General features: G+C 70.8%; 23 protein-coding genes. 12 read left to right on the top strand and 11 right to left on the bottom strand.

Going from position 1 to position 26,842, the window contains the following annotated elements:
* Position 1: 1 nt before the first annotated feature.
* From ACFY01_RS17440 to ACFY01_RS17425, 4 genes are all read right to left on the bottom strand, one after another.
* On the bottom strand, positions 2 to 2,116 hold the full coding sequence (locus ACFY01_RS17440) for an MMPL family transporter (RefSeq protein ID WP_390736564.1): 2,115 nt from the start codon (positions 2,114 to 2,116) through the stop codon (positions 2 to 4).
* Positions 2,117 to 2,131: 15 nt separating this feature from the next.
* The gene (sigJ, locus tag ACFY01_RS17435; RefSeq protein ID WP_390736563.1) at positions 2,132 to 3,055 is read right to left on the bottom strand and encodes an RNA polymerase sigma factor SigJ; all 924 of its coding nucleotides are present in this window, start codon (positions 3,053 to 3,055) and stop codon (positions 2,132 to 2,134) included.
* Positions 3,056 to 3,206: 151 nt separating this feature from the next.
* Positions 3,207 to 3,812 carry a TetR/AcrR family transcriptional regulator gene (locus tag ACFY01_RS17430; protein WP_390736562.1) on the bottom strand — a complete coding sequence of 202 codons (606 nt, stop codon included), beginning with the start codon at positions 3,810 to 3,812 and terminating at the stop codon, positions 3,207 to 3,209.
* Positions 3,809 to 5,104 (bottom strand): PucR family transcriptional regulator, encoded by a 1,296-nt coding sequence (locus ACFY01_RS17425; protein ID WP_390736561.1) that lies wholly within the window; start codon positions 5,102 to 5,104, stop codon positions 3,809 to 3,811. Before ACFY01_RS17425 ends, ACFY01_RS17430 begins: the two co-directional genes overlap by 4 nt.
* A 188-nt stretch (positions 5,105 to 5,292) precedes the next feature.
* Here ACFY01_RS17425 and ACFY01_RS17420 point away from each other — a divergent pair, with 188 nt between their 5' ends.
* From ACFY01_RS17420 to ACFY01_RS17400, 5 genes are read left to right on the top strand one after another with little or no spacing between them, the layout of a single operon-like run.
* Positions 5,293 to 6,051: an ABC transporter ATP-binding protein gene (locus tag ACFY01_RS17420; RefSeq protein WP_390736560.1), complete on the top strand. Its 759-nt coding sequence runs from the start codon at positions 5,293 to 5,295 to the stop codon at positions 6,049 to 6,051.
* A complete protein-coding gene (locus ACFY01_RS17415; protein ID WP_390736559.1) occupies positions 6,048 to 6,854 on the top strand; it encodes an ABC transporter ATP-binding protein in 807 nt (268 codons plus the stop codon). The genes ACFY01_RS17420 and ACFY01_RS17415 overlap by 4 nt, the downstream gene beginning before the upstream one ends.
* Positions 6,851 to 7,741, top strand: coding sequence for a branched-chain amino acid ABC transporter permease (locus tag ACFY01_RS17410; RefSeq protein WP_390736558.1), 891 nt, complete (start codon positions 6,851 to 6,853; stop codon positions 7,739 to 7,741). The genes ACFY01_RS17415 and ACFY01_RS17410 overlap by 4 nt, the downstream gene beginning before the upstream one ends.
* Positions 7,738 to 8,886, top strand: coding sequence for a branched-chain amino acid ABC transporter permease (locus ACFY01_RS17405; RefSeq protein WP_390736557.1), 1,149 nt, complete (start codon positions 7,738 to 7,740; stop codon positions 8,884 to 8,886). The genes ACFY01_RS17410 and ACFY01_RS17405 overlap by 4 nt, the downstream gene beginning before the upstream one ends.
* 5 nt (positions 8,887 to 8,891) lie before the next feature.
* Positions 8,892 to 10,169 (top strand): ABC transporter substrate-binding protein, encoded by a 1,278-nt coding sequence (locus tag ACFY01_RS17400; protein ID WP_390736556.1) that lies wholly within the window; start codon positions 8,892 to 8,894, stop codon positions 10,167 to 10,169.
* 91 nt (positions 10,170 to 10,260) lie between these two features.
* Here the strand turns inward: ACFY01_RS17400 and ACFY01_RS17395 are convergent, their stop codons facing one another.
* Both ACFY01_RS17395 and ACFY01_RS17390 read right to left on the bottom strand, forming a co-directional pair.
* Entirely contained in the window at positions 10,261 to 11,082 is an 822-nt protein-coding gene (locus tag ACFY01_RS17395; protein WP_390736555.1) for an SDR family NAD(P)-dependent oxidoreductase, read from the bottom strand.
* Entirely contained in the window at positions 11,075 to 11,725 is a 651-nt protein-coding gene (locus ACFY01_RS17390) for a carboxymuconolactone decarboxylase family protein (protein WP_390736554.1), read from the bottom strand. Before ACFY01_RS17390 ends, ACFY01_RS17395 begins: the two co-directional genes overlap by 8 nt.
* 222 nt (positions 11,726 to 11,947) lie before the next feature.
* On the opposite strand from ACFY01_RS17390, the gene ACFY01_RS17385 reads away from it, so the two are divergent.
* Together ACFY01_RS17385 and ACFY01_RS17380 are read left to right on the top strand one after the other, a co-directional pair.
* The gene (locus tag ACFY01_RS17385; protein WP_390736553.1) at positions 11,948 to 13,147 is read left to right on the top strand and encodes a PucR family transcriptional regulator; all 1,200 of its coding nucleotides are present in this window, start codon (positions 11,948 to 11,950) and stop codon (positions 13,145 to 13,147) included.
* 101 nt (positions 13,148 to 13,248) lie between these two features.
* A complete protein-coding gene (locus ACFY01_RS17380; RefSeq protein ID WP_390736552.1) occupies positions 13,249 to 15,669 on the top strand; it encodes a SpoIIE family protein phosphatase in 2,421 nt (806 codons plus the stop codon).
* Positions 15,670 to 15,698: 29 nt separating this feature from the next.
* Here the strand turns inward: ACFY01_RS17380 and ACFY01_RS17375 are convergent, their stop codons facing one another.
* A complete protein-coding gene (locus ACFY01_RS17375; RefSeq protein WP_390736551.1) occupies positions 15,699 to 17,411 on the bottom strand; it encodes an MFS transporter in 1,713 nt (570 codons plus the stop codon).
* A 216-nt stretch (positions 17,412 to 17,627) separates the two neighbouring features.
* Between ACFY01_RS17375 and ACFY01_RS17370 the strand changes: the two genes are divergently transcribed.
* Positions 17,628 to 18,434: a TetR/AcrR family transcriptional regulator gene (locus ACFY01_RS17370; protein WP_390736550.1), complete on the top strand. Its 807-nt coding sequence runs from the start codon at positions 17,628 to 17,630 to the stop codon at positions 18,432 to 18,434.
* Here ACFY01_RS17370 and ACFY01_RS17365 read toward each other — a convergent pair.
* Positions 18,427 to 18,780 (bottom strand): peptidoglycan-binding protein, encoded by a 354-nt coding sequence (locus ACFY01_RS17365; protein WP_390736549.1) that lies wholly within the window; start codon positions 18,778 to 18,780, stop codon positions 18,427 to 18,429. The two genes, ACFY01_RS17370 and ACFY01_RS17365, sit on opposite strands and share 8 nt — an antisense overlap.
* An 804-nt stretch (positions 18,781 to 19,584) precedes the next feature.
* Positions 19,585 to 20,070 carry a MarR family winged helix-turn-helix transcriptional regulator gene (locus tag ACFY01_RS17360; RefSeq protein ID WP_390736548.1) on the bottom strand — a complete coding sequence of 162 codons (486 nt, stop codon included), beginning with the start codon at positions 20,068 to 20,070 and terminating at the stop codon, positions 19,585 to 19,587.
* 174 nt (positions 20,071 to 20,244) lie between these two features.
* Here ACFY01_RS17360 and ACFY01_RS17355 point away from each other — a divergent pair, with 174 nt between their 5' ends.
* Positions 20,245 to 21,609 (top strand): pyridoxal phosphate-dependent decarboxylase family protein, encoded by a 1,365-nt coding sequence (locus ACFY01_RS17355; protein WP_390736547.1) that lies wholly within the window; start codon positions 20,245 to 20,247, stop codon positions 21,607 to 21,609.
* Between the two features lie 36 nt (positions 21,610 to 21,645).
* On the opposite strand, the gene ACFY01_RS17350 is transcribed toward ACFY01_RS17355, so the two are convergent.
* Both ACFY01_RS17350 and ACFY01_RS17345 read right to left on the bottom strand, forming a co-directional pair.
* Entirely contained in the window at positions 21,646 to 22,932 is a 1,287-nt protein-coding gene (locus ACFY01_RS17350) for a cytochrome P450 (RefSeq protein ID WP_390736546.1), read from the bottom strand.
* A gap of 17 nt (positions 22,933 to 22,949) precedes the next feature.
* Positions 22,950 to 24,263, bottom strand: coding sequence for a glutamine synthetase family protein (locus ACFY01_RS17345; RefSeq protein WP_390736700.1), 1,314 nt, complete (start codon positions 24,261 to 24,263; stop codon positions 22,950 to 22,952).
* A gap of 335 nt (positions 24,264 to 24,598) precedes the next feature.
* Between ACFY01_RS17345 and ACFY01_RS17340 the strand changes: the two genes are divergently transcribed.
* From ACFY01_RS17340 to ACFY01_RS17330, 3 genes are read left to right on the top strand one after another with little or no spacing between them, the layout of a single operon-like run.
* A complete protein-coding gene (locus tag ACFY01_RS17340; protein WP_390736545.1) occupies positions 24,599 to 24,787 on the top strand; it encodes a ferredoxin in 189 nt (62 codons plus the stop codon).
* Between the two features lie 3 nt (positions 24,788 to 24,790).
* A complete protein-coding gene (locus ACFY01_RS17335) occupies positions 24,791 to 25,999 on the top strand; it encodes an NAD(P)/FAD-dependent oxidoreductase (RefSeq protein ID WP_390736544.1) in 1,209 nt (402 codons plus the stop codon).
* Positions 26,000 to 26,009: 10 nt separating this feature from the next.
* Complete coding sequence (locus tag ACFY01_RS17330; RefSeq protein WP_390736543.1) at positions 26,010 to 26,822, top strand: acetoacetate decarboxylase family protein; 813 nt, start codon at positions 26,010 to 26,012, stop codon at positions 26,820 to 26,822.
* Positions 26,823 to 26,842: the final 20 nt, after the last annotated feature.

Below are 26,842 nucleotides of genomic sequence, written 5' to 3'. Positions count from 1 at the left end.
GTCACACGCTCCTGACGGCGCGCTCCAGGCCCGGCTTGCCCGCCGTCGGCGGCCGGGGGTCGTCGTGCTGCCTGAACAGTTTGCTGGGCCACCACATCCATCGGCCCACGTCCAAAGTCAGCGCGGTGACCAGCACCGAACGGACGATCATGGTGTCCAGCAGCACACCGAACGCCACCGCGAACCCGAGCTCGGCCGCGAAGACCAGCGGCAGCGAGGCCATCGCCGCGAAGGTGCCGGCCAGCACCAGACCCGCCGAGGTGATCACACCGCCGGTGGCGGACAGGCCGGTCAGCGCGCCGCGCCGGGTGCCGTGCAGCAGCGCCTCTTCGCGCACCCGGGTGACGAGGAAGATGTTGTAGTCGATGCCCAGGGCGACCAGGAACACGAACGCAAGGAGCGGGAAGGAGGCTTCCGCCCCGGCGAAGTGGAACACGTGGTCGAACACCAGACCGCTCACGCCGAGGGCCGCGCCGAACGACAGCACCACCGTCGCCATGAGCAGCAGCGGTGCCACGATCGCTCGCAGCAGCAGCGCGAGGATGAGGAACACCAGGACCAGTACGACGGGGATGATCACCTCGGAGTCGCGGGCGGCCGCCTCTTGCGTGTCGAGAATGACCGCGGTGTTGCCACCGACTTGGGCATCCGCACCCTCGATTCCGTGTACCGCGCTCCTGGCCCGTTCGACGGTGCGCGTCGCGGCCGTGCTGCTGGGATCCTCCTTGAGCTCCCCGAGCATGAAGACCTCGTCATCCTTGACCACCGGCGTCGAGACGGCGGCGACTCCCGGGACGCCGGACAGCGCGGCCTTCACCTGCTCCGCCGAGGCGCTCCTGGCCACCACGTAGACCGGGTCACCCGACCCGGCCGGGAAGTGCCTGGACTGGATCTCCTCACCGACGGCCGTCTGGGGCCTGTCGGTGAACTGGTCCCTGCCGGAGAGCCCGTCCGCCTTGAGCCCGAACGCCCCGGTCGCCATGACGCCGAGGGCGAGCGCGGTGCCGATCCACACGATCCGCGGCCTTCCGGAGACGGCGGTGCCGACCCGGGCCCAGATGCCTTCCCCGGCCGCCCCGGCCGATCCGTACGACGGCTTCACCGGCCAGAAGATCCATCGGCCGCAGATGACCAGCAGGGCCGGCATCAGGGTGACCATGGCCAGCAGCCCGACGAGGACGCCGACGGCGCAGGCGGGCCCGAGCCCCTGGGTGGAGTTGAGGGTGGCCAGGGTCAGCAGCATGAGGCTGACCGCCACGGTCGCGGCGCTGGCGATGATCGCGGGACCCGAGCGGTGCAGGGCCCGGGCCATCGCCTCGTGCCGGTCCTCGTGGTGCCGCAGCTCCTCTCGGTACCGCGAGATGAGCAGGAGCGCGTAGTCGGTGGCGGCACCGAACACCAGCACGGTCAGAATGAAGCTGGTCTGCTTGTTGACGGTGAGTCCGGCGTTCTTCGCCAGCAGGTAGATCACCGCCTCCGACGTCGCGAGGGCGCCGCCCACGGTCAGCAGCGGCAGCAGCGGGAGCACCGGACTGCGGTAGGTGAGCAGCAGGATCAGGACGACCACCGACGCGGTGACCGCGGTCAGGCCTCCCCCCGAGCTGAAGGCCTTGATCGAGTCGGATGCCTGGCCGGCCGGTCCGGTGACGTGGAACCCGAGACCGCCCGCTTTCGCTTCGCCGACGTCGCTCATCGCGTCGACGACCTTCCCGATCCCCTCCCATCCCGTCTTGTCCTTGTGGATCTGGACCACCGTCTGGATGGCCTTGCCGTCCCGGGCCTTCAACGGGCCCTGCGGCTGCCCCACGACGTTTTCGATGCCCTTGAACGCTTCGGCGTCGGCTCGCGCCTTGGCCATGTCGGCGGAGGTGATGCCCTCGGGCCGGTCGTAGATCACGATCGCGGGCAAGGTGTCCGCGGGCTGGAACCGCTCGGCCCGGTCGACGACTTCGGTCGACTCCGCATTGCCGGGCAACCAGGCCGAGTTGTCGTTGTCCTCGACGTCGCCTAGTTTGCCGGCCAGCATCAGAGCCGGCACCAGCAGCACCGTCCAGAGGAGGACGACGACCCACTTCGCCACCCTGCCACTGGGCAAGGACGCCATCTTTCGCAGCATTGGATTCCCCCGTGTTCAGTCGACGTGAGAGAGCTTGTCCGGGTTGGCGACGGCGTAGATCCCGCACACCTGGTCGCCGTCCGGAGTGAGGTCCAGAACGAGGACGGCGTAGGGGGTGTCGCCGGCGAACAGCAGCGCCGACGGCGCGCCGTTGACCCTTCGGTAGGCGATCTCGAGCCCCGCACCGGAGTGAGGGGCGAGGGCCGCGAGCAGGCGGGCGACCTTCTCCCGGCCCTGGAGCGGCCGCAGACCCCCCGCCGCCTTGCCTCCGCCGTCGCCCCAGAGGGTCACCTCCGGCGCCAGGATCTCCAGGAGGGCTTCCAGGTCACCGCCGAGCGCGGCGGCCAGAAACCGTTCGGTCACCTGCTGCCGGACCTGCGGGTCGGGTTCGTAGCGGGGACGCCGGGCGTGGACGTGCTCGCGGGCGCGATGGGCGAGCTGGCGTATCGCCGAGGGACTGCGGCCGAGGATTTTCGCGATCTCGGTGTGGGCATAGCCGAACACCTCGTGCAGGACGAACACCGCGCGTTCCAGCGGGGTGAGGGTTTCCAGGACCACCAGCAGCGCCATCGACACCGACTCGGCACGCACCGCCGCGTCGGCGGCGTCGTCGGGAGCGGGAGTGTCCGTGAGAGGGCTGACGAGCGGTTCGGGCAGCCATGGCCCGACGTAGGCCTCACGGCGGCGGCTGAGGACGGCCTGGTGGGTGAGGGCCCGGTTCACCGCGATCCGCACCAGGTAGGCGCGCGGGCTCTCGATCGGCTCCGCGTTCGGTGCCTGGCTTCTGGACGCCCACGACAGCCATGTCTCCTGCAACACGTCCTCCGTGTCGGCAACGCTGCCGAGCATGTTGTAGACGATGGAGAACAGCAGCTCTCGGTGGTCGTGGAACACCTGTGTCGCGGTGTTCGCCACCAGGTCTGGCGGGGTTTCGGACATCGCAGGGCCTCCCGTCGCGGTCGCGTTCCGAACTGAGAGGGAGCCAGGCACCCGGAGTGTGACATCCACTCGCGAAATGTGATCCACATCTCACCCATGGCCTGCGATGCACCCATGACCCGCGATGTCACACCGGCAGCGTGGGGCGAGGTCAGCCGGGCGGCGCCGACAGATGGAGCAGGATGCCGCACACCTCGGCCACGATCTCCCGTGCCTCCGCCTCGTCCCCGCAGTCACCCAGCTCGCGCGCCGCCCCTCCGATGACGGTGGTCAGCACGCTCACCCGGACCCGGCCGGCGCGTCGCCGCTCGTCCACCTCCAGCAGCCGGGCGTTGCGCCGTACCCACGCGCGGTCCCACTGGCGGCGCAGCGCGTCGAAGCCGGCCGGGCCGTCGTCCTCCGCGACGAGTCTGGCGAGCCTCCGGTTGTCCCAGGCGCCCCCCAGATACGCCCTGGCTCCCGCCACGAAGAGGGCGACGGGGTCGTCGACCCCACGGCTGCGTTCGGCGGTCAGTGTGGCCGCGGTCCGGCGCTCCTGTTCCTCCCTGAACTCCTCCCACAACGCGAGGTATAGCCCGCGCTTTCCGCCGTAGTGCTGGAAGAGACTGCCCACCGGGACGCCGGAACGCACCGCTATCTCACTGAGACCGGCGTCGGTGTAACCGCGCTCGGTGAACACCTCGAGGGCGGCGTCCAGCAGCGCACGCCGGACCGTCCGCCCCTGCCCGTCATGCCCCTGCGGCACGGTCCCGTTCACTGGCAGCCCCCGCCTTCCTCGGCGCCGTCGCGGATGGCGAGGGCGACCAGTAGTTCCAGGAGGTCGGCGATCCGGCGCGGATTGCGGCCGGTCCGTTCCTCGATCCGGCGCAACCGGTAGTGCGCCGTGTTGTGGTGCACCCGCAACCGGTCGGCGGCCAACCGCAGATTGAGGTCCGCCTCCGCGAAGGCCCGTATGGTGGCCGCCAGCGTGTCGCCACGCCTGCGGTCCTCCTCCAGCAGCACCCGCACCCGGGGATCGACCAGCTGGCGGGCGAGGTCGTCGGCGCGCAGCGCCAGGTAGTCGAACGGGGACAGCCGCGGCAGCGCCGCCACCCCGCCCCCACTGGGCACCAGGTCGAGGGCGCCCCGCGCCTCCTCGTACGCGCGCGGCAGCTCGGACGCGCCGCGGGCGACCGTGCTGATGCCCATGCAGAGCATGGTGCCCTTCCGTGCGAGTCGCTCCTGCACGGCCTCGAAGTGGGCGCATATGTCGTCCGCGTCCATGCCGGCCCGGAGCACGGGCACGGCCACCACCTCGTCGTGGCGCACGACGACCAGGGTCCGGCCGGCCCACGGGCCGGCGACGCTGATCGACGCGCTCGTGGCATACCCGTTCTCGGCCGAGGTGTGGTCCCCCGTGCGCGTGTCACCGACGCAGACCGCCACGACCGCCATCATCGGCGAGCTCGGTCCGATGCCGTACGCCTGTGCCGCGGCGAACAACGGACCGCGCGCCGGTGCCACGCCTGCCAGCAGCTGATCCAGGAGGTCCCGGCGCTCGCGGTCCGCGTCCGCCACCACATGCTGCTGGTACTCGACGTAGGCCTGCGCGGCATGGGTGCTGGCGAAGTCGACGTACCGCATCAGCGGGGTGACGAGGGACAGCGCGGCCTGCTGGGCCTCGGCGGACGTGCCCGCGCACTCCAGCAGCGCGTCCCACATCACCTGCCGGCCGACCCGGAAGGCACTGATCCAGTCCTCCAGGGCGAACCCCGCGCGCGCCCGGCGCATGGCTGCCGACCGGCTGAAGACCAGGTCCTCGGCGGCGATGTCCCGGTCGCCCGCAAGCGCCGCCAACTGCATCCGGTAGTGCTCGAGCACCTGCTCCCGTACCTCGTCGAAGAACCGGTCGTCCTGTAGCGCGTACGACGGGATCTCCGCGCGCATCACCCCGACGGCGGTCTCCGCCACCTCCTCGACCCGGTCGTGGACGGCGTGCAGGATCCGCCGCCGCTCCCGGCGGAGTGGTTCGGAGAGCTGGGGAGTGCCCAGGGCGGGACCGCGAGGCATGGAGCCGATCGTCGCCGCCCGCCTCGTGCTCCGTCAACAGGCTCGGAGTGAGACATCTCCCGGCATCTGTGCGCGGCGCACAGTCCGGCGACCGGGAAGTTGGGTGCTCACACCCAATGTGCGGCTCGAACGCCCCCACCTACTGTGACGCTCGCCCACCCCCCAGCACGTCGGAAGGGGCCTCACTCATGCTCGCGGTCGACGGTATCACCGTGCGCTACGGCGGGATCACGGCACTGGACGGTGTCGCGTTCACCGTCGAGCCGGGCACCGCCGTAGGGCTCATCGGGCCGAACGGAGCCGGCAAGACCACCTTGTTCAACTGCCTCACCAGGCGCTGCACTCCCGACCGGGGAGAGGTGCGGTTCGAGGACGAGGACCTGCTGGCCCTCCCTCCGCACGCCGTTGCCGGGCGCGGCATCGCCCGCACCTTCCAGAACCTGGGTCTGTTCCCGCGGCTCACGGTCCTGGAGAACGTCATGGTCGGCGCCCACAGCCGGGGGCGCACCGGACACCTCGCCGCGGCGCTCCGGCTGCCCCGCGTCCGGCGGGAGGAGAGGGAACTGCGTGACCAGGCGGACGACTTGCTACGGCGGCTCGGCCTGGCGGACGTCGCCGACCACCCCGCCTCCGGGCTGCCGTTCGGCACGCTCAAACGCGTCGAACTCGCGCGGGCGCTCGCGGTACGGCCGCGGCTGCTGTTGCTCGACGAACCCGTCAACGGGCTCAGCCACGGCGAGGTCGGCGAATTCGCGGATCTGGTCCGTTCGGTGCGCCAGGATTTCGGCCTCACGCTGGTGGTGGTCGAACACCACATGGGGTTCGTGATGGGCCTGTGCGACAAGATCGTGTGCCTCGACTTCGGCCGCAGGATCGCGGAGGGCTCACCGGAGGAGATCCAGCGCGACCCGGCGGTCGTCGAGGCGTACCTGGGGGCGGCCGCATGAGCGAGCCCACCACCGACCGCACCGAGGACGCGGTGAGCGCGGAGCCGGACTTCCTGAAGGTCTCCGGCCTGCACGCCGGTTACGGTCAGGCCCGCGTGCTCCAAGGCCTCGACCTCGCCGTCGCCCGCGGCGAGGTGTGCGCGATCCTCGGACCCAACGGCGCCGGCAAGACCACCACGCTACGGGCGCTGTGCGGCATGGTCCGCGGCCGCGGCTCAGTGACCCTGAACGGTACGGAACTGCTGGGCCGCTCGCCCGAGCAGGCCGCCGGGCTCGGTGTGGCGCACGTACCCGAGGGCCGCGGCACCTTCAACGACCTGACCGTCGAGGAGAACCTGCGCATCGGCGCCCACCTGCGTACCGGTCTCCGTCGGCGGGGCCGCGCCGAGCGCGCGGCCGTGGCGGCCGACCTCGAACGGATCTACGGCTACTTCCCCAGACTGCGCCAGCGGTCGCGTCAGGCCGCCGGCAGCCTCAGCGGCGGGGAGCAGCAGATGCTCGCCATCGGCAGGGCGCTGATGCTGCGGCCCTCGCTGCTGCTCCTCGACGAGCCGTCCCTGGGGCTGGCACCACTGATCACCCGCGAGCTGTTCGAGATCGTCCGTGCCGTCAACGAGGAGGAACACACCACCGTGGTCGTCGTCGAGCAGAACGCCCAACTGGCGCTGGACATCGCGCACCGGGCCCACGTACTGGAGGCCGGCCGCCTGGTGCTGTCCGGACCGGCCGCGCGGATCCGCGAGGACGGGCAGGTCGCCGAGGTGTACCTCGGTGTCTCCGTCCGCTCCGCGAAGGCCGGGTGAGCGCCGTGACCGACCTCCTCCAGCAAGTGGTGGAAGGACTGGGCTCCGGCGCGGTGTACGCCAGCCTGGCGCTGGCCCTGGTACTGATCCACCGGTTCACCGGGATCGTCAACTTCGCGCAGGGCGAGCTGGCCATGCTCTCGACCTACGTCGCCTGGCAGTTGGTGGCGTCCGGGATGCCGTTCTGGCTGGCGCTGCCGGTCACCCTCGCGGTGTCCTTCGCCGGCGGCATGCTGGTCGAACGGGTCGTCATCCGTCCCGTGCGGGGCGCGCCCGAGCTGACGGTCGTCATCGTCACGGTCGGCCTGTTCATCTTCGTCAACGCGCTGGCCGGCCTGATCTGGTCGTTCACCGTGAAGGACTTCCCGCAGCCGTTCCCCGACGGCGGCCTCGACCTGGCCGGGGTGCGCGTGGACTGGTCGACGCTCGGGATCATCGGCGTGGTGGCCGTCGTGATGGGCCTGCTGTACCTGCTGTTCCAGCACACCTCCATCGGCCTGGTGATGCGGGCGGTCGCCTGCAATCCGGCCTCCGCCCGGCTGTCGGGCATTCGGGTGGGCCGGGTTCTGATGCTCGGCTGGGGGCTGGCCGCCACGGTCGGCGCGGTGTCGGGCGTGCTCGTCGCCCCGGTGCTGTTCCTGGAGCCCAACATGATGGGCGGGGTGCTGATCTACGCGTTCGCCGCGGCCACCCTCGGGGGTTTCGACAGCCCGGTCGGTGCGGTCGTCGGCGGCCTGTTCGTGGGTGTCGCCGAGACGCTGACCGGGGTGTACGTGGACGTGATCGGTGCCGATCTGAAGGTGGGTGTCCCCCTGGTGATCATTCTGGCGGTGCTGCTGGTGCGGCCTCAGGGCCTGTTCGGACGGGCGGCGGTGGAGCGCGCATGACCACGATCACCGCAACCCTCGCCACCGACCGCGCCCGGCACCTGCGGGCCGCGCTCACCGTACTGCTCGCGGTGGCAGCCGCCGTCGGCGCGCCGTTCTACTTCGCCCCCTTCCAGGTGTTCCAGCTGACCATGGTGCTCCTGTACGCCGTCGCGCTGGCCGGCCTGAACCTGCTGGTCGGCTTCGGCGGGCAGATCTCGCTCGGGCACGGCGCGTTCTTCGCGGCGGGGTCCTACACGGCGGCGGTCATGCTCGACCGGTACGACACCGGCCACCTGGCCACGCTGCCGGCCGCGGCCGCCGGATGCTTCCTGCTGGGCCTGGGCTTCGGAGTGCCGGCGCTGCGGCTGCGCGGGCTGTACCTGGCCCTGGTCACCCTCTCGTTCGCGGTGTTCCTGCCACCCCTGCTCAAGCGGCTCGAACCGGTGACGGGCGGCTCCATGGGCCTGACCGTGGACAAACTGCGGCCGCCCGTGTGGAGCGGGCTGGCCGAGGACCAGTGGATGTACTTCGTCGTCCTCGCCGTCACCTCGGTGGCCCTGCTGCTCGCCCGCAACCTGCTGCGCTCCCGGATCGGGCGGGCACTGCTCGCCGTGCGGGACAACGAGAGCGCCGCCGAGGTCATGGGCGTGCGGCTGTCGCTGCACAAGACCCTCGCCTTCGCGTGGAGCGCGATGTTCGCCGGTGTCGCCGGGTGTCTCTACACCTGGGTGATCGGCTTCGTCTCGCCCGACTCCTTCAGCTTCGTGCTGTCCATCACCCTGCTGGCCGGCCTGGTGGTCGGCGGGCTCGGCTCGCTGTACGGCCCCCTGCTCGGAGCGGCGTTCGTGATGTACGTGCCGAGCGTCTCCCAGGACGTCAGCGAGGCGGCACCGGGAGTGGTGTTCGGCCTGCTGATCATCGCGGTGATGTTCGTGGCCCCGACGGGCCTGGCCGGCCTGCCCGGCCGTGTCCTGGGCGCCGTCGCCGCTCGCCTGCCGCGCACCGCCGCCGCCCTCGACCGGAGTCCGCAGGCCGGATCCGCGCCCGATGCGGAGCCGGAGACCAGGGCCCGATCCGGACCCTCCACGCCCCACGACCCTGCGGACCCCGCAGTTGCCGACGCCGAAACCGTGGGCGCACCGCCCCGTACGGAAAAGGAATGAATCACATGCGCAAGACGACCGCTCTGCGGGTGGCCGCGGCCGTGACCGCCGCCCTGCTCACCGCGACCGCGTGCAACAGCCGGCGAGGACAGGACACCCAGGACACCGCCGCCGGTGGCGCGTGCAAGGGCCAGCAGACCACCGGCATCACCGACAGCACCATCAAGCTCGGCGGGATCTACCCGCTGTCAGGACCCGCCTCTGCCTACGGCACGATCAGCAAGGGCGTGGCCGCCTACTTCAAGTACGTCAACGACAAGGGCGGCATAGACGGCCGCAAGGTGCAGTTCGTCGTCCGCGACGACGGCTACCAGCCGCCCAAGGCGGTCGAGGAGGCCCGCAGACTCGTCGAGCAGGAGAAGGTCTTCGCCGTGTTCCAGACCCTGGGCACCCCGTCCACGGCGGCCGTGTGGGACTACCTCGACAAGCAGAAGGTGCCGCAGCCCTTCGTCGCCACGGGCGCCTCGGTCTGGGGCACGGACGACAAGCACCCCTGGACCATCGGATGGCAGCCCAACTACGTGGCCGAGGCCCGGGTGTACGCCAAGTACCTGAAGGACGCGAGGCCGAAGGCCAAGGTGGCGGTCCTCTACCAGAACGACGACTTCGGCAAGGACCTGCTGAGCGGGTTCAAGAAGGCCGTCGCCGGCAGTGGCGTCAAGGTGGTCGCCGAGGAGAGCTACGAGGTCACCGACCCGTCCGTGTCGGCGCAGATGGCGAGCCTCGCCCGCTCCAAGGCGGACGTGCTGCTGGACGTCACCACCCCCAAGTTCGGCAGCCAGGCCCTCGCCGCCGACGCCAGGAACACCAGGTGGAACCCGCTGCACATCGTGAACAACGTGGCCTCGTCCGCCGCCGTGCTCCAGCCCGTCGGGTTCAAGAACGTGCAGGGTGTGGTCTCCGCGACCTACTTCAAGGACCCCGCCGACCCGCAGTGGGCGGACGACCCCGAGATGAAGACCTACACGAACGCCCTGCACAAGTACGCCCCGGACGCCGACCCGGCCAACCAGTTCAACGCCTACGGCTGGGCCGTCGCCTCGAGCCTGCACAAGGCCCTGGACGCGATGAAGTGTCCGACCAGGGAAGGGCTGAGGGACGCGGTGCGCAACCTGAAGGACGTGAAGGTGGGCCTGCTGCTGCCCGGGGTCACCATGTCCACGGGCCACGGCGACGCCTTCCCGCTCGAGACGATGCAGCTGATGCGGTTCAAGGGCGAGCGGTGGCAGCTGTTCGGCAAGCCGGTGGACACCCGCAAGGAGTTCGGCCCGCTGACGAACTGAACCAGCGGGGGCGGTCCAGGTCGATGCCCTGAACCCTGAGGACCGCCCCCGCCCCGTCGACCGGCGGTGGTGCGCACAGGCACCCGCGTGCTCAGACGGCGCTCAGTCCTCCGTCCACCACCAGGCTCTGCCCGGTGACGTAGGAGGCGCGCTCGGAGAGCAGGAAGGTGACGGCTTCCGCCACCTCCCAGGCGGTGCCCTGGCGTCCGAGCGGTATGCGGCTGAACGAGGTGGAACGCGACGCCCGCCGGGCCGAGGCCTCACGTCCCATCGGGGTGTCGATCAGCCCCGGAACGACCAGGTTGGCACGGATCCCACGCGGCCCACCCTCCTTGGCGACATGGCGGGTGAGACCGAACAGGCCTGCCTTGGAACTGTCGTAGGCGGGCGAGTCCGTGGCCGCGCGCAGCCCGGCCACGGAGCCGACGAAGACGATCGAGCCCCCGTCGGCGAGCGCGGGCAGTCCGTACTTGGCGGCGAGGAATGGGGCGCTCAGATTGAGCGAGAGCACGCGTTCCCACTGTTGGGGTGAGGTCTCCGCCAGGCCCGAGCCGAGTCCGATGCCGACGTTGACCACGAGCGCGTCGAGCGTGCCGAGTTCGCGGAGGGCCTGGGCGACCATGGCCGAGGACTGGGCGGGATCCGTGGCGTCACCGACCACCGGGAGGCCCCGGACGCCCTCCTCACCGACCAGGGCGGCGGTGGCCGCCGCGGCGGAGGGGGAGACGTCGGCGCAGGCCACGGAGGCTCCCTCGCGGGCGGCGAGCACGGCCACCGCGCGCCCGTTGCCCACCGGGGCCTTCGGATCGTCGCTGGGGCGGGTGCCCGCACCGATGACCAGTACGTTCCGGCCGGTCAGGAGGCCGATCGGGCGGCTGGTCGGGTGGGCCGCGTCGTGCCGGGCCTCAGGCATCACCGTGTGCCCCTTCCGCGGCGTCCGAGCCGGTTCCGTCGGGCGGGGGCAGAGTCTCCGTCTCGTAGTCGGGTTCGAGCCGGGTCCCGGCGGAGTTCAGGAAGAACGCGACCATGTGGTATTGACCGACGAGCATGGTGATCTCGATCAGCTGTGCCTCGTCGTGGTCGGCGGCGAGTGCGGACCAGGTGGCCGCGGACAGGCGCGCGTCCCGGTGCAGTTCGTCGGCGGCACGCAGCAGAACGGTGTCGGCCGGCGTCCACCCGTGGGCGTCCGGACCCGCGCCCACCCGCCGGATCTCCTCGTCGGTGACCCCGGCGGCCCGGGCCAGCGGCACATGGCGCCCCCATTCGTAGGCGGCCCGGGTGTTGCACGCGGTGCGCAGGATCAACAGCTCCCGGGTCCGGTCCGGAAGACGGCCGTCGCGCAGCAGATGGCTGCCGAACGGCAGGAAGTGCCGGAAGAGGCCGGGGTGCCGCACCAAGGTGGTGAAGACGTTGGCGACGTGGCCGTCGGCGTCCCGGGGAATCGGGGCGAGCAACTCCCGGGTGGACGGGTCCCAGCCGTCCTCGCGCAGGGGAGCGAGCCGTGGGCCGGTGCCGGCGGCGGCCGGCTGGGGGCGGTGATGGTGCTCGTCGGTCATGACAGTCTCCGCACTTGTCGTCAGGGTGGGGCGGTGGCACGAGGGCGGGTTGGAGCACGGTCGATCGGCGCCTTGCCGCGTGCGCGCCGACGCGCTCCTTCCGCGCCGTGCCACTGTGCTTTCGGCGGCGGGGGATTGTCGACGGCTCGCCGGCCAAGGCCGGAGGGCGGCATATTGTTCAGTTCCACAACGGCCGGTACCGAAGGGGCGGAGGCGAAGTCCATGTCCGTACAGTCGGGCGCAGCTGCGCCCCTCGAACGGGTCATCGCCGCCATGGCCGTGCAGCAACGGCGCCTGGGCGCGCGGTTGCACGCGGATCTGGCGGGGCACATCCCGTCCTACCGCGCGGTCCCGCGGGAACTCCTGGACGAGATCTGGCACCGGCACTTCCGGCGGGCTCTCACGGTGCTGCGTGCGGGGACGGTGCCCGCGCCGGAGGACTTCGACGAAGCCGATGTGGCCCGGGACCGGGCCGCACAGGGCGTGCCGCTCAGCGACGGGCTCCGCGCCTTCCGCCAGGCGCTGAGCGCGATACGCGATCTGTTCATCGCGGAGGCGACCCGACGCGAGCTGGACCCCGGCCTCATCGTCGACCGCACCACGTGCCTGTGGGAGCTCACGGACGTCGCGAGCCTCCGGATCGCCGCCGTCCACCGGCAGGCAGAGGCCGCCTCCGCCCTGCTCGACGCCCGCCGCCGCGCCGACTTCCTTCGCGGGTTGCTCCACGGGACGCTGAGCACGGCGGAGATCCACGGCGGTGCGGCGGTCTACGGACTGGACCCGTCGCGGCCGTACCGGGCCATCAGAGCTGTCCCGAACGGCGACGTCGCTCCGGGCGCGCTGGAACGCTCCCTGGAGTACCACGGCCGCAGGCACGGCCGGGGCGCGCTGCTCACCCTGCTGGACGACACTGTCGCCGGAGTCGTCGAGGCGAAGCCGGAGATCGGTGACCTGGGGGTGGTGGCCGGGCTCGGCCCGCCGGCGGACCTGACGGCGGCGCACCACTCCTTCCGGGCCGCGGGCAGGCTGCTCGAAGCCGCCCGTGCGTACGCTCTGCGCGGCGTGTACGACCTGAGCGACCTGTCCTGGCGGGTGGCCGTCGTCGCCGAACCGGAACTCGCCGAGCTGCTGCTCGACCGCTATCTGCGCCCGCTCGAGGCGGAGGGGGAGTTCGGTGCGCTCATCGAGGAGTCGGTGCGGGGATACCTGGACAACGGACGGCACATCCGCGAAGTCGCCCGCAGCGCACACGTCCATGTCAACACCGTCCGCTACCGGCTCCGCCGCTTCGAGGAGCTGACCGGCACCAGCCTCGACGCTCCGGACACCGCGGTCGAGCTCAGCTGGGCGCTGGCGGCACGCGAGCTGCGGACCTCCCCGAGTGACCCGGCAGGCTGGGACTCGCCGTCGATCATGCGCTGACCGCGTCTGCGCAGCGGGTTTCAATAGGCTTACATGGCATAAAGGGCCCGCGGCACAACATCGGTGACCGTACAAGGTGGTGTCGAGCGGTGCAGAAACGGATGAACGAGCCCAGCACAAACCACGACGATCCGTTCGCCCCGCACCGCGCCGCCTTGGCGGTGCTCGACGACCGGGGAGTCGTGATCGCCTGGAACCGGCGGGCCCAGGAGATGCTCGGCTATCCGGTCTCAGCCGTGCTGGGCCGTCCGGCCTTCCAGGTCCTCGTCGATCCTCGCGATCTGCCGGCTGCCAGGGAGGCCGCGGCGAGTTGTAGGAGAACCGACGGCTGGTTCGGGATGCTCAAGGTACGGCACCGCGATGGTCGGCTCGTGGAGCTGGGGCTCAGGGCCCAGGCGCTCGCTCGCGATGACCAGGTCTGTGAGTGGCTTCTCGCCGGGGCACTCGCGGTTGACGTCCTGGAGTGGCAAAGGGACCGCGCGCTACTCGACGGGCTGTACCGCCGGTGCCCGATCGGCCTGGTCGTCCACACCCCCGACCTGAGGGTTCTCCGGGTCAACCGGGCCATCGAACGCTTCAGCGGCATCCCGACAGCAGACTTTCGCGGTCTGCCGACCGGCTATCTCCTCCTCCCCGACGACGCACGCAAGGCCGTCGACCGCGTACGCCAGGTGTTGGAGACCGGCAAACCGTTGATCTATTCCGAGCAATTCGTTCGCCTGGAGCGGGATCCGACACGAGAGCGTGTCGCGATGGTTTCGTCCTTCCCGATGAAGGACGCCTCCGGCCGGATCCTGGGTGTGGCCGAGATGATCGAGGACATCACCGAACGCCATCGCGCCCAGCGCCGGCTCGCGCTCCTCGACCAGGCCGGCAGCCGTATCGGAACCACCCTCGACGTGGCGGAGACCGCCCGGGAACTCGCCGAGGTGATGGTGCCGCACCTGGCCGACCATGCGTCAGTGGACCTGCTTCAGCCGGTGACACGCGGTGAGGAACTGGCGCGGGCCGTCGCAGGGCCTGTGGTGAGAGTGGGTGCCAGCGGCGTCGGTGCCCAGCAACCCAGCCCGCCCCACCCCCATGGCGAGCCGGTGGAGTTCGCCTTCGACACGCCCCAGGCCAGATGCCTGGCCGAAGGACGGCCCGTCCTTGAACCGGTTCTCCCGCCCGACTCGTTCTCGGCCGGGGACCGCCAGGGGGCGGACGCTCCGGACCTGGGTGTCCACTCGCTGATCGTGGTACCGCTTGCCGCGCGTGGCCTGGTCCTGGGCGTACTGACCCTGTGGCGCTCGAGCCGCCCTGACCCCTTCGAGGCGGACGATCTCACGCTCGCCCAGGAACTCGCCTCGCGCGCCGCTGTAGCCATCGACAACGCCCGGCGCTTCACCCAGCAACAGCAGACCGCCTTCACCTTGCAGAGCAGCCTTCTGCCCCGGGCGGTTCCGGACCAGTCCGCCGTCGAGGTGGCCCTGCGGTACCTGCCGGCCAGCGGGGCCCCGGGCCTGGGCGGCGACTGGTTCGACGTCATCCCGCTGTCCGGGGCGAGGGTCGCCCTCGTGGTCGGCGACGTGGTGGGACGCGGGATCCATGCCGCCGCCACCATGGGCCGGCTGCGCACCGCCGTGCATACGCTCGCCAGCCTCGACCTGGAACCGGACGAAGTACTCTCCCGCCTGGACGACCTCGTCAACCTGCTGTCGGCCGAGCACGAAGCAGCCGGCGAACGACCCGTGGGCGAGCAGGTGGTCGGTGCCACCTGCCTTTACACCGTGTACGACCCGGTCTCCGGGCGGTGCTCCGTTGCCCGCGCCGGTCACCCGCCGCCGGTGGTGACCGCTCCGGACGGACAGGTGGCTCCGCTCGATCTGCCCGCCGGCCCACCGCTCGGCCTGGGCGGACTGCCGTTCGAGGCGCGGGAGATCGAACTGGCCGAGGGAAGCCTGCTGTGCCTGTACACCAACGGAGTCATCGGCGAACGCCACATCGATGCCGACATCAGCCTGGCCAGACTGTGCGCAGCGCTCACCCGCCCCGCGGACGCGCTGGAACAGACATGCCAATCGGTGGTCGACTCGCTGGTGTCATCGCGCCCCAGCGACGACGTCGCCCTGCTGATCGCCCGCACCCGCATGCTCCCGCCGGACGATGTCGCCTCCTGGCATCTGCCGGCGGAGCCCGCAAGCGCGGCCAGGGCTCGGGCACTGACCTCCGCCAAGCTGACCGAATGGGGTCTGGAGCACTTGGCGTTCACCACCGAGTTGATCGCCAGCGAACTGGTCACCAACGTCTACCGGTATGCTGGCGGCCCTGCGACCCTGCGGCTGATCCGGGAACGGTGTCTGGTGTGCGAGGTCAGCGACACCAGCCATACCTCGCCACACCTGCGCCGCGCCCGCACCACCGACGAGGGCGGGCGTGGCCTGTTCCTGGTGGCCCAGATGGCCGAACGCTGGGGCACCCGCTACACCCGCGAGGGCAAGACCGTGTGGACCGAACAACCACTGACCGGCACATTCACCTGACCGCCCCAGCCCGTGCCGAGCCCGCGCCCTCAGTGCCCGGCGGACTCCTCGGGACGCGCGTGGCGCGGCAGGAGGAAGGAGAGCAGGAAGGTCAGGGCGAGCATGCCGTCGACGATCCACAGCACCGTCTTCATGACGGAGCCGAACCCGCTCCGGAAGGCTGTGGACGCGGTGGTCTCCAGTGCGGCGGGTATCCGGGCACCGGCCTGAGGTGAGGTCACGGCGGACCGCGAGTCCTTCTCCAGGCGCGCGCAGGACGCCGGGGTCGCGGCAGGATCCTTGGCGACGGCGCGGTCAGAGGCGCAGTCACGCAGGTCTGTCACGACGCGTTGCTGAACGGTGGGCGCCACGTGGGCGGCGGCCAGTTGCCCTCGCAGGCCGGCCGAGTGGTGGTCGACGGCGGTGGCGACGCCGCCGCCCAGCAGACCGAAGAACACGGTGCCGAGGAGGGCCACGCCGAAGGCGCCGCCCAGCTGCTGCATCGCGGTCATCGTGCCGGACGCCGAGCCCGTCTCGTGCTGTTCGACACTGGCGAGCACGATGTCGAAGAACGGCGCCATGAGGAGCCCCATACCGATGCCGGTGACGAGCAGGGACGGCAGGAGCTGCCAGGGGCCGACGCCGCCCCCCACGATGTCGAGGGTCAGCCACACGCCGAACACGCCGACCGCCATGACCAGCGCGCCCGCCTGTAGTACGGCCCGCCCGAACCGGGCGACACCCTGGGCGACCCCGAAGCCGACGATCATGCCGCCCGACCAGGGCACCATCACCAGGCCGGCCTTGAGCGGCGAATAGCCGAGGCCGATCTGGGTGTAGAGGTTGAAGACCAGCATGAAGCCCTGCATGGTCGAGAAGAAGACCAGCCCCAGAATCATGCCGCCACTGAACCCACGCTTGCGGAAGAGGCTCGGGACGACCAGCGGATCCAGGCCGGCCTTGCTGCGACGCGACTCGTACTTGCCGAAGGCGACGAAGACGATCACCGAGGCGGCCATCATCACGAACGCCCACACGGGCCAGTCGTACTCGCGGCCCTGGACCAGCGGGAAGATGATGAGCAGCGCGGCCAGCGAGACCAGGACCATGCCGGGGATGTCCAGGCGGGGCTTGCTGCCGGACAGGCCCCTCGGCAGGTAGCGCAGGGCACCGACGAAGGCGGCGGCACCCAGCGGCAGGTTGATCAGGAAGATCATTCGCCAGCCGGTGCCGAAGTAGTCGGCGTCCACGAGCCAGCCCGCCAGGATCGGCCCGCACACCGCGGACAGTCCCATGACCGGGCCGAACATGCCGAAGGCCTTCTGCGACTCCTTCGGCGGGAACATCTCCTTGATCATGCCGAGGCCCTGCGGCAGCATCACCGCGCCGAACAGGCCCTGTACGACGCGTGCGACGATCAGCATCTCGGGTGACACGGAGATCGCGCAGAGCAGCGACCCCGCAGTGAAGCCGGCGGCTCCGACCAGGAACATCCGGCGGCGCCCGTGAATGTCCCCGAGTCGTCCTCCGGTGACGAGCCCGACGGCCATCGAGAGGGTGTACGCGGCGGCGAGCCACTGGAGAGTGGAGGCACCGCCGCCGAGGTCGGCCCGCATGGAGGGGCCGGCGATGTTCGTGACGACCGCGTCGAGGAGATCCATCACCTCGGCCGCGAGGATCACGAAGAGCGCTGCCCAGCGCCACCGGTAGGGCGCTGGCGAATCGGTGGGCGTCTCGGTGGGCGCGACACCGGTGGTGGACATCGGGACTCCTCGCTGAAGAACGCGTCGCGGTGGTGCCGCGGGCGTAGGGGATGGACACGGAGAGAACATTGTTCACCGTAGCAGAACAGTGCTCACCCGGAGAACGGTGTTCATTGAGATATAGCGCGATGCTGTGGACCCTGACAAGACATATCGCGTGTCCTGTTCTGTCTCACGGGAGGAGAACACTGTTCTCCCGGCGCCTAGACTGTGTTCATGACCGACGCGGCAGCCGACACCCCCGCATCCCCTCCGCCGTCCCCCTGGGAGCGTGAGCGCCCCGCTCGGGCGCGTGTCGCCCCGGCGCGTACACCGCTGTCGCGCGAGCGGGTCGTCGAGGCCGCCTTCACCGTGCTGGACCGCCAGGGCCTCGACGGGCTGTCGATGCGCCAGGTGGCGGCCGAACTGGGGGTCGCGGTCTCCGCCCTCTACGCCCACGTCAGCTCCAAGGACGATCTCCTGGAGCTCATGTACACCCGGCTCTTCACCGGCTTCGAGATGCCCGAGCCCGCCCCGGAGCGGTGGCGGGAGCAGGTGCGGGACTACGCCCGCTCCGCGCGGCACCGCCTGCTGTCCCACCGGGACATGGCCAGGATCTCGATGGCCCACGTCCCCTTCACCGCCGAACTGCTGCCGCACGTCGAGGCGTTGCTCGCCGTCTTCCGTACCGCCGGGCTGCCCGACCGCATCGCGGCGGAGGCGGGCGACCTCATCTCCACCTACATCGACGGGTTCGTCCTGGAGGAGGGCATGTGGCAGGACCGTGCCACCGGGCACGAGGGTGACGGTTCCTCACTGGCCCGGCCCGACTGGCGTGAGATGGTCGACAAGATGCAGACCTACTTCGCGTCCCTGCCCGAGGAGGACTTTCCCCACCTGCGAGCCCTGTCCGGGCTGATGGTGACGGGTTCCTCCGAGGACAGGTTCGAGATCGGTCTGGAGATCATCCTGCGCGGCCTGGCGAGCTACCTGCCCGAGTCGCCGACCGGTGCGGGTCCTGGCGGGCCGGCCGCGACTACTTAGTACGCAGCATGAGGGCGTAGCGGGTGTTGTCCCCGTACACGCCGCTCTCGTCCCCGTGGATGCCGAACCGTTCCTGGAACCGGGCCACGGCCCGCCGGACCTCCGCGCCGAAGCGACCGTCGATCGCACCGCCGTCGTAGATCTGCGGGATCTGGAGCAGGCGTACCTGTAACTCGTAGACCCCGTGGCCGCTGTCGCCCTCACGCAGCACCCCGGTGCCCGGGATCTCGGGGAGCCTGGTGTCGTCGGGCAGGGGCCGGTCCGGTTGCCCGAGGGACGCGGGCGGCGCCGTCGGCGCGGAATGCCTGTCCGTGAGCAGCGCAGAGGCAAGGATCAGGCCGCTCACGGCCCCCAGGCCGAAAATGCCGGCGACCCGGGTGTGCCGTCGTTCGGTGGATCGCCGATGTCCTCGGCCTTCCCCGGGCGGGGGCGGCCGGTAGGGAGCCGGGCGCGGCGGCTCATGGGGCGGGGCGATGGGAGGCGCTGTGTGGGGAGCACAGTGCTGCGGGCCGGTCGGCGGGGAGGCGTCCGGGGGTGAGCCGGCTCCAGGACGCATGCTCACCCGCGCAGGCCCAGAGGCTGGGCGGGCTGCGGACGGCCTGGGCCGCATGGGGTCTGCATCGCTTGTGGCGGGCTGCTCTCCCGCCGTCTGTCGCATACCGCGCGACCACAGCGGCTGCACCCCGGCGTCCTGCTGAGTCCGGCGCATCTGGCCGGCGCGCGGTGCATCCGCGATGGACGGCGGAACGCCTTGCGCACGGGAGGGAACCAGGTGTGCGGGAAGGCTCCCCATCCGCTGTGTCCGCGGCGGGTACGGGGGTGGAGGCGGGTGCGTCGGCGGAGACGACGGGGCACCGGCAGGATCTGCGCGGCTGCTGTCCGAGGCCACTTCGCCGTGGTGATCGAAGGACTGCGACGGATCCGCCGTTCCCTGGCTCCCGTCGTCCATCACGTGCAGCTCGGCGCGCGCGGCGTCGAGGGCGTCCAGGATCGCCTGGAAGGAGTCCTGGATCTTCTGCGCGGCCTCACGCTCCGAAGTGAGGGAGGGCTGCGGTGCGGGGTCGTCGCGGTCCATCGGTACCCCTCCTCGACCCACGCTCGTGTGTCACCCGTTTCCTTCTGCGGGATACGCAGTCCGTCCAGGGTTGTCTCAATCCTTGCGCAGCGCGTCGTCGATCTCACCCAGCGCATGGGTCAGCCGGGCGTAGTCCCCGGGGTCCAGTGGGTCGACGAAGTACCGCTGGACGACGCGGGCATGGACATCCGCGGCCCGGAGGAAGGCCGCACGGCCCTGCCGGGTCGGTTCGACCAGGGCCACCCTGCGGTCCTCGGGGGACGGCAGGCGGCGGACCAGGCCGGCTTCCTCCATGCGGTCGATCAGACGGGTGGTGCCGCTGCTCGTGAGCGTGAGGTCGTCGGCCAGTTGTCGCTGCGAGACCTCTTCGCCGGGCTGTCGGCAGAGTCTGATCAGCACCTCCATCATCGTGTGGCTGATACCGCACTCCTGCCGCAACGCCGTGTCGATCCGCTGCTCAAGACGGGTGGCGGACTTGATCAGCAGCCCGAAGTCGTGGACGAGCGCGCTGTTGGCGGCGCGGGCGGCGGCTTCGTCGTCCGTCCGGATCGTGTCGTTCACCTGGCTGAGCCCTCCAGTGCGTGCTCGGCCCGGGAGAGGGCCCTTTCCGCAAGTTTACTGTTTCATCACCTACTGATGTCTCAATTGCTGAGCAGTCAATTGCTGACTGCTCAGCGAAATTCTATGGTGGGTGCGCGCCACCCCACCGGAGACGCCAGGGAAGAGGAGAGACCAGTGGACCTGCGGTACTGGATGGGCCGAGCCACCGACGCCATACAGGAATGGGCCGACGCCTTCGGCCCCTACCCGGCACACGCCTCCGTCCTGGTCGACGACGACAGGTTCGCCGAGGCGTTCGAGGAGTTCACCGGGAGGCTGAGCGACAACTACCCCTTCTTCCACCCGCGTTACGCCGGACAGATGCTCAAGCCCCCACACCCCGCCGCCGTGGTCGGCTACCTCACCGCCATGCTGATCAACCCGAACAACCACGCCCTGGACGGCGGCCCCGCCACCGCCCGGATGGAACGCGAGGCCGTCGCACAGCTGGCGGCGATGTTCGGCTACGACACCCATCTCGGCCATCTCACCACCAGCGGCACGATCGCCAACCTCGAAGCACTCTTCGTCGCTCGCGAACTCCACCCCGGACAGGGCATCGCCTACAGCTCCGACGCCCACTACACGCACGGCCGCATGTGCCACGTCCTGGGCATGAAGGGGCACCCGGTCCGCACCGACGACCGGGGTCGGATGGACCTCGACGCCCTGGATGACCTGCTGCGCACCGGCGAAGTGGGCACCGTCGTCCTCACCACCGGCACCACCGGGCTCGGAGCGGTCGACCCGGTCCACGAGGCCCTGACGCTGAAGGAGCGCTACGGCGTCCGCATCCACGTCGACGGCGCGTACGGCGGCTTCTTCACCCTGCTGGCCGGCGCCGACGGCCCGGAGGGGCTCCTGCCCGAGCCCTGGCGGGCCATCGCGCGGTGCGACTCGATCGTCGTCGACCCGCACAAACACGGGCTCCAGCCCTACGGCTGCGGCGCCGTTCTCTTCCGCGACCCCGGGGTGGGCCGCTTCTACCTCCACGACTCGCCCTACACCTACTTCACGTCCACCGAGCTCCACCTCGGAGAGATCAGCCTCGAATGCTCACGGGCAGGAGCCTCCGCCGCTGCCCTGTGGCTCACCTTCCGGCTCCTGCCTCCCACCCCCCAGGGGCTCGGCCAGGTGCTGGCGGCCGGTCGGCGCGCCGCGCTGAACTGGGCGGAACTGATCACCGCATCGGACGTCCTGAGGCTCTACCAGCACCCCGAGCTGGACATCGTCACCTACTTCCCGGCCGTCCGACCCGCCACTCTGTCCGCTATCGACGCCGCCTCCGCCCGCGTCCTGGCCGACGGCATGACCGGCCCCGACCCGGTGTTCCTGAGCACCCTCAAGGCCGACCGGGAAGCCTTCACCGCACGCCACGCCGGGATCACCGCCGACGGCCAGGGCGCCCGCGTCCTGCGCAGCGTGCTGATGAAGCCGGAGTCCGAGCACCACGTCAAGCAACTGCACGCCCGGGTCGAGGAGCTCGCCCGGACCCGGTGATCACCTACGTGTGCCCCGCTCCGCGCTGCGCTCCGGTCAGGCGAGTGTGACTTCCACCGGCAGCTTCTTGATGCCGTTGACGAAGTTGGAGCGCACCCGGGGCACCTCACCGGCCAGGCGGATGTCGGCGAGACGGGGGATCAGTTCCTCGAACATGATCCGGATCTCGGTGCGGGCGAGCAGGTTGCCCAGGCACAGGTGCGGGCTGCCCTTGCCGAAGGTCACGTGGTCGTTGTTCCGCCGGGCCACGTCGAAGTCGTACGGGTTGCCGAAGACCTCCTCGTCGCGGTTGCCGGAGGCGTACCACATGACGACCTTGTCGCCCTCCTTGACGCGTTTGCCGCCGAGTTCCACGTCCCGGGTCGCGGTGCGCCGGAAGTGGTAGACGGGGGAGGCCCAGCGCAGGAACTCCTCGACGGCCACCGGGATCAGGGACGGTTCGTCCTTGAGGCGGGCCAGCTGCTCGGGGTGCTGGAGGAGGGCCAGCATGGAGTGGGTGATGGTGTGGCGGGTGGTCTCGTTGCCGGCCACCACCAGGAGCAGGAAGTAGTTGTCGAAGTCCCGAGGGGAGAGCGGGACGCCGTCCCGCGGCGTGGTGTTGACCAGCTTGGACACCAGGTCGCCGCCGGTGCCGCCGCGCCGCTGCCGGGCCAGTTCGCGCCCGTACTCGAAGACCTCCAGCGAGGCGGGGGAGCGGAAGGGCAGGTCGCGGTACTTCTCGCTCTCCTCGCTGTGCAGCAGGACGTCCGCGTAGTCGGGGTCGGTGTTGCCGATGATGCGGTTGCCCCAGTCGATGAGCCGCTGGTTGTCCTCCGGGGGGACGTCGAGGAGGCGGGCCAGGACGTTGATGGGGAAGTCGGCGGAGACCTCCTTGACGAAGTCGAAGGTTCCCTTGGCCAGGGCCGCGTCCAGGGTCCGGGCGGTCAGCCCGCGGAGGAAGTCGGTGTAGCTGCCGATGACGCCGGCGCCGAACTGGCGCTGGATGACGCTGCGCAGGGCGCGGTGGCGCACGCCGTCCAGTTCCAGGATGGAGGCGCGCTTCCTGATCTGGTCCTCGTCGACCTCCTCCAGGTTGACGAACCTGGTGGAGGTGAAGGTCTCGGCGTCCCGGTCGACGCGCGCGATGTCGGCGTGCCGGGTCACGGCCCAGAAGCCGGAGTTGGGGGCGTCCTCGGGCTGCCAGTGGACCGGGTCCTCATGGCGCAGCGTGTGGAACATGCGCCAGGGAGTGATCCCGTCGGTGAAGTTGTCCAGGTCGGCGAGATCTACCTCCGCGAGCGGCAGCGGCTCGGGCAGATCGGTGGTGCGGGTCTCGGTCGTCATCGTCGTGCTCCCAGGTGTCACAGGTGGTAGGCGTACTCGGTGAACTCCCAGTCGGTGACGTGCCGTCCAAAGCGTTCGACCTCGTTGCGCTTGTAGGAGAGGTAGGAAGTCGTGAAGTCCTTGCCGAGCAGCCCGGCCAGGGCGGTGTCGGCCTCCAGCGCGTCGAGTGCGGAGGACAGGTCCCCGGGCAGCACGGCGGCCCTTGAGGCGTCGTAGCCGTAGCCCTCCAGCGGGGCGGCGGGCTCCTCGCCCGCCAGGACGCCCAGGAGGGCTGCGGCGGCGGTCGCGGCGACGGCCAGGTAGGGGTTGGCGCTCGCGTCGCCGAGGCGCAGTTCGAGCCGGGCGCCGGAGCCCCGCTCGGGCGGGACGCGGACCATCGCGCTGCGGTTGTCCAGCCCCCAGTCGATCAGCCAGGGGGCGAGGGTGTCCGGGCCGAAGCGCTTGTACGAGTTGACGGTCGGGTTGAGCAGCGCGGTCAGGGCGGGCGCGTGGGCGAGGACACCGGCGACCGCGTGCCGGGCGGTGGCCGACAGACCGTAGGCGCCGGAGGGGTCGTCGAAGGCGTTGCGGCCCTCGGGGCCCGTGCAGGAGAGATGCAGGTGGAAGCCGGAGCCGCCCGCGTCGTTGAAGGGCTTAGCCATGAAGGTGGCGAGCCTGCCCTCGCGCCGGGCCAGCTCCTTGATCGCGGACTTGAAGCGGAACGCCCGGTCGGCGGCCGAGAGGGCGTCGGAGTGCAGCAGGTTGATCTCGAACTGACCGCCGTCGAACTCGTGGTTCCCGCTGAGCACCCCGATGCCCAGGCCGCGGACCTGCCGCAGGGTGCGCAGCAGGTGGTTGTCGGGGTCGGCGCGCAGGCCCGCGGTGTAGACGACGCCGGGGGTGCGGGCATAGCGGCGCCAGCCGCCGGCCGGGTCCGGATCGCACAGGAAGTACTCCAGCTCGGGTCCGACCACCGGACTCAGCCCGTGCTCCCGGCACCGCTCCAGGACCGAGCGAAGCAGGTCGCGTGGCGACTCGGGGGCAGGTGCCCCGGTGGCGGGGTCGACGACGTCGGCGAGACAGGCGGCCACCCCCGGCTCCCAGGGCAGTGCGACCAGGGTGTCGAGATCCGGCCGTACGCAGACGTCCGGCAGGCCGGCGTCCAGACCGCCGCTGACCGGGACCACATCGCCCTGCGGACTGGTGTGGTACACGGCCCGGCAGAAGGCCAGCCCGTGCTCGACGGCCCGGGGCAGCTCCTCCAGGAGCACGTCACGGGCCCGGTCCGTGCCGATGAGGTCGGGATACGTCACCCGGACGACGTCGATGCAGTGGGAGGCGAGCCGGTCCATGTGCCGGCGGACTTCGGACAGGTCTTGATCGCTCACCGTTGTCTCCTCGGGCGGCGTGGAAGGTGAGGGCCGGGGCGCGATGGTGCGGGCAGCCGTCCGGCCTTTTGTTTGAAACCAAACGGTAGGGAGGGGTGCACCCTGCCGCAAGGGGGTCAGGGCAAGAACTTATCCATGTGGATAGCTATTGACCAGAGGGTGACACCTGCCTACCTTGTTTGAAGCCAAACGAGTTCGGGGTGCGGTTCGCCGCACCCCGTTGGCAGGGCCCGGCCGTGTGACCGGCCGGGCCCACTTCCCCCGCCCCCTTCGCTTCCGCTCCCTCAGGAGGACCGGCCATGAAGGTCGTCGTCGACATGAACAAGTGCCAGGACCACGGCCAGTGCGTCTTCGCGGCCCCCGACGTCTTCTCGCTGGACGACGCCGGCCACCTGCTGTACGTCTCCGGTCCGGACGACGCGCTGCGTGACGAGGTCGAGGAAGCGGCCGACGTCTGCCCGCTCCAGGCCATCCGGATCGAGGCCTGACCGGTGAACGCGCGCATCGTCGTCGCCGGCGCCTCCATGGCCGGCCTGCGCGCCGCCGAGCAGCTGCGCGCGGCGGGCTGGAGCGGCGCCATCACCCTCGTGGGCGACGAACCGCACATGCCGTACAACCGGCCGCCCCTGTCCAAGGAAGTGCTGGCCGGCAAAGCCCCCTTCGCGTCCCTCGCCTTCCGGCCGCGCGCGAGCGTGTCGGACGTCGAGTGGCGGCTGGGCAGAAGGGTCGTCGCCGCCCGGCTGGACGAGCGGACGGTCCGGCTCGACGAGGGCACCGTGCTGTCGTACGACGGACTGGTCGTCGCCACCGGCATGCGTCCCCGGCGCCTGACCTGCCCGGGGCCGCCCGCCGGTCGGCACACGGTCCGTACTCTCGACGACGCCCGGGGCCTGCGCGATGCGCTGATGCGGCCCCGCGCCCGGATCGTCGTGGTAGGCGCGGGATTCATCGGCTGCGAGGTCGCCGCGACCGCGGTGGGTCTCGGTGCCGCCGAGGTGACGGTCGTCGATCCGCTGCCCCTGCCGATGGCCGGGCCGCTCGGGGAACTGCTGGGCGGGGCGCTGCTCCGGCGGCACGAGGAGCGCGGGGTGCGCTTCGCGCTGGGTACCGGTGTAACCGGGTTCACCGGTGAGGGGAGGGTCACCGGTGTGGTCCTGAGTGACGGTTCCGTGCTGCCCGCCGATGTGGTCGTCGAGTCGGTCGGGTCGGTCGCCAACACCGAGTGGCTCGACGGCAACGGGCTGGACCTCGCCGACGGTGTACTGACGGACGAGCTGCTGCGGGTCGGCGGGCGTCCGGAGGTCGTGGCGGTCGGCGACGTGGCCCGCTTCCCCAACGCCCGTTACGACGACGTTCCGCGCCGGGTCGAGCACTGGTCGATCCCGACCGAGACCGCCAAGCACGCGGCGAGGGCGCTCGTGGGTCATCTCTACGGAGAACAGAACGAGTTGGCGGCCTTCGCGCCGCTGCCGACTTTCTGGAGCGACCAGCACGACTTCCGGCTCCAGTCCTTCGGCGCACCCGCGCTCGGCAAGGGCGACGTCCGGGTCCTCGACGGCGACCCCGACCAAGACGTTCTCGTCGGCTACCACCGCGACGGCCGGCTCGTCGGCGTCGTGGCGCTCGGCGGCCAGGCCGTCGCCGCATCCGCCGCCCGCTACCGCACCGAGTTGCTGAAGCAGCCCGCACTGACTGTTTAAGGAGCCCCAAGTGGCCGGTCCCCGTGGTTACTTCCATCCGAAGACGGCGAGCGGTGCCTCGTCGCTGATTCCCTCACCCCCGTGGCGGTACTCCGGTGACCTGCTCACCGTCGAGTACCGCACGGATCCCTCGCGGGTGCGTGAACTCCTGCCCGAGCCCCTGGAGCCGGCCGACGAGGATCCCGGTGCTGTCGCTCTGATCTGGGCCGACTGGCAGTCCTGCTCGGCATCGGGGGAGGAGCTGCTGGATCCGGTGCGCGCCCAGTACAAGGAGGCGTTCGCGGTCGTGCGCTGCCAGTACCGGGGGCAGACGTACTCGCGGTGCGTCTACATCTGGGTCGACAAGGACTTCGCGATCGCCCGCGGGCTGCACCAGGGCTATCCGAAGAAGCTCGGGTCGATCCACCAGACGCGGCCGCATCCCTATGGGCCCGCACCTCGGATCGCGGCCGGGGCGCGGTTCGGAGCGACGCTGGCCGCGGCGGACCGGCGGTTGGCCCAGGCAGTGGTGACGCTGCGGGAGCCGTCCGAGACGAACGGGTTCGTCAACGGGCATCCGATGGCTCATCACCGGTGGCTGCCTTCGATCGAGAAGGGGAAGGGGCTGGCCCTGGATGAGCTGATCGAGTCCGGGGCGGCGGCCTTCGAGGGCGGTCAGCCATGGGTGGGGGAGGCCGCGTTGGAGTTGTTCGAGGCGCCCACGGAGGAGCTGGCCCGGCTGGAGGTTCGTGAGCCGATCGCCGCGTACTACCGGCAGGTCGGGGTGGTCTGGGACGGGGGGCGCCTGTTGGAGGCGAGGACGTCCGGAGCGTCTGCCGGGTGAGGCCGGCGGGTCATGTTTCC

The organism is Streptomyces sp. NPDC001480 (assembly GCF_042894725.1).
GTDB lineage: Bacteria > Actinomycetota > Actinomycetes > Streptomycetales > Streptomycetaceae > Streptomyces.
This window is presented reverse-complemented; position numbering and strand designations above follow the sequence as displayed.

Bases quoted from the DNA above. Each gene is read 5' to 3' on its own strand.
- ACFY01_RS17340 (WP_390736545.1), top strand. From the start codon at position 24,599: ATGAAGGTCGTCGTCGACATGAACAAGTGCCAGGACCACGGCCAGTGC.
- ACFY01_RS17385 (WP_390736553.1), top strand. From the start codon at position 11,948: ATGTCCGTACAGTCGGGCGCAGCTGCGCCCCTCGAACGGGTCATCGCC.
- ACFY01_RS17405 (WP_390736557.1), top strand. From the start codon at position 7,738: ATGACCACGATCACCGCAACCCTCGCCACCGACCGCGCCCGGCACCTG.
- ACFY01_RS17345 (WP_390736700.1), bottom strand. From the start codon at position 24,263: ATGGACCGGCTCGCCTCCCACTGCATCGACGTCGTCCGGGTGACGTAT.
- ACFY01_RS17440 (WP_390736564.1), bottom strand. From the start codon at position 2,116: ATGCTGCGAAAGATGGCGTCCTTGCCCAGTGGCAGGGTGGCGAAGTGG.
- ACFY01_RS17375 (WP_390736551.1), bottom strand. From the start codon at position 17,411: ATGTCCACCACCGGTGTCGCGCCCACCGAGACGCCCACCGATTCGCCA.
- ACFY01_RS17350 (WP_390736546.1), bottom strand. From the start codon at position 22,932: ATGACGACCGAGACCCGCACCACCGATCTGCCCGAGCCGCTGCCGCTC.
- ACFY01_RS17425 (WP_390736561.1), bottom strand. From the start codon at position 5,104: ATGCCTCGCGGTCCCGCCCTGGGCACTCCCCAGCTCTCCGAACCACTC.
- ACFY01_RS17395 (WP_390736555.1), bottom strand. From the start codon at position 11,082: ATGCCTGAGGCCCGGCACGACGCGGCCCACCCGACCAGCCGCCCGATC.
- ACFY01_RS17390 (WP_390736554.1), bottom strand. From the start codon at position 11,725: ATGACCGACGAGCACCATCACCGCCCCCAGCCGGCCGCCGCCGGCACC.
- ACFY01_RS17400 (WP_390736556.1), top strand. From the start codon at position 8,892: ATGCGCAAGACGACCGCTCTGCGGGTGGCCGCGGCCGTGACCGCCGCC.
- ACFY01_RS17370 (WP_390736550.1), top strand. From the start codon at position 17,628: ATGACCGACGCGGCAGCCGACACCCCCGCATCCCCTCCGCCGTCCCCC.
- sigJ (WP_390736563.1), bottom strand. From the start codon at position 3,055: ATGTCCGAAACCCCGCCAGACCTGGTGGCGAACACCGCGACACAGGTG.
- ACFY01_RS17380 (WP_390736552.1), top strand. From the start codon at position 13,249: ATGAACGAGCCCAGCACAAACCACGACGATCCGTTCGCCCCGCACCGC.
- ACFY01_RS17415 (WP_390736559.1), top strand. From the start codon at position 6,048: ATGAGCGAGCCCACCACCGACCGCACCGAGGACGCGGTGAGCGCGGAG.
- ACFY01_RS17420 (WP_390736560.1), top strand. From the start codon at position 5,293: ATGCTCGCGGTCGACGGTATCACCGTGCGCTACGGCGGGATCACGGCA.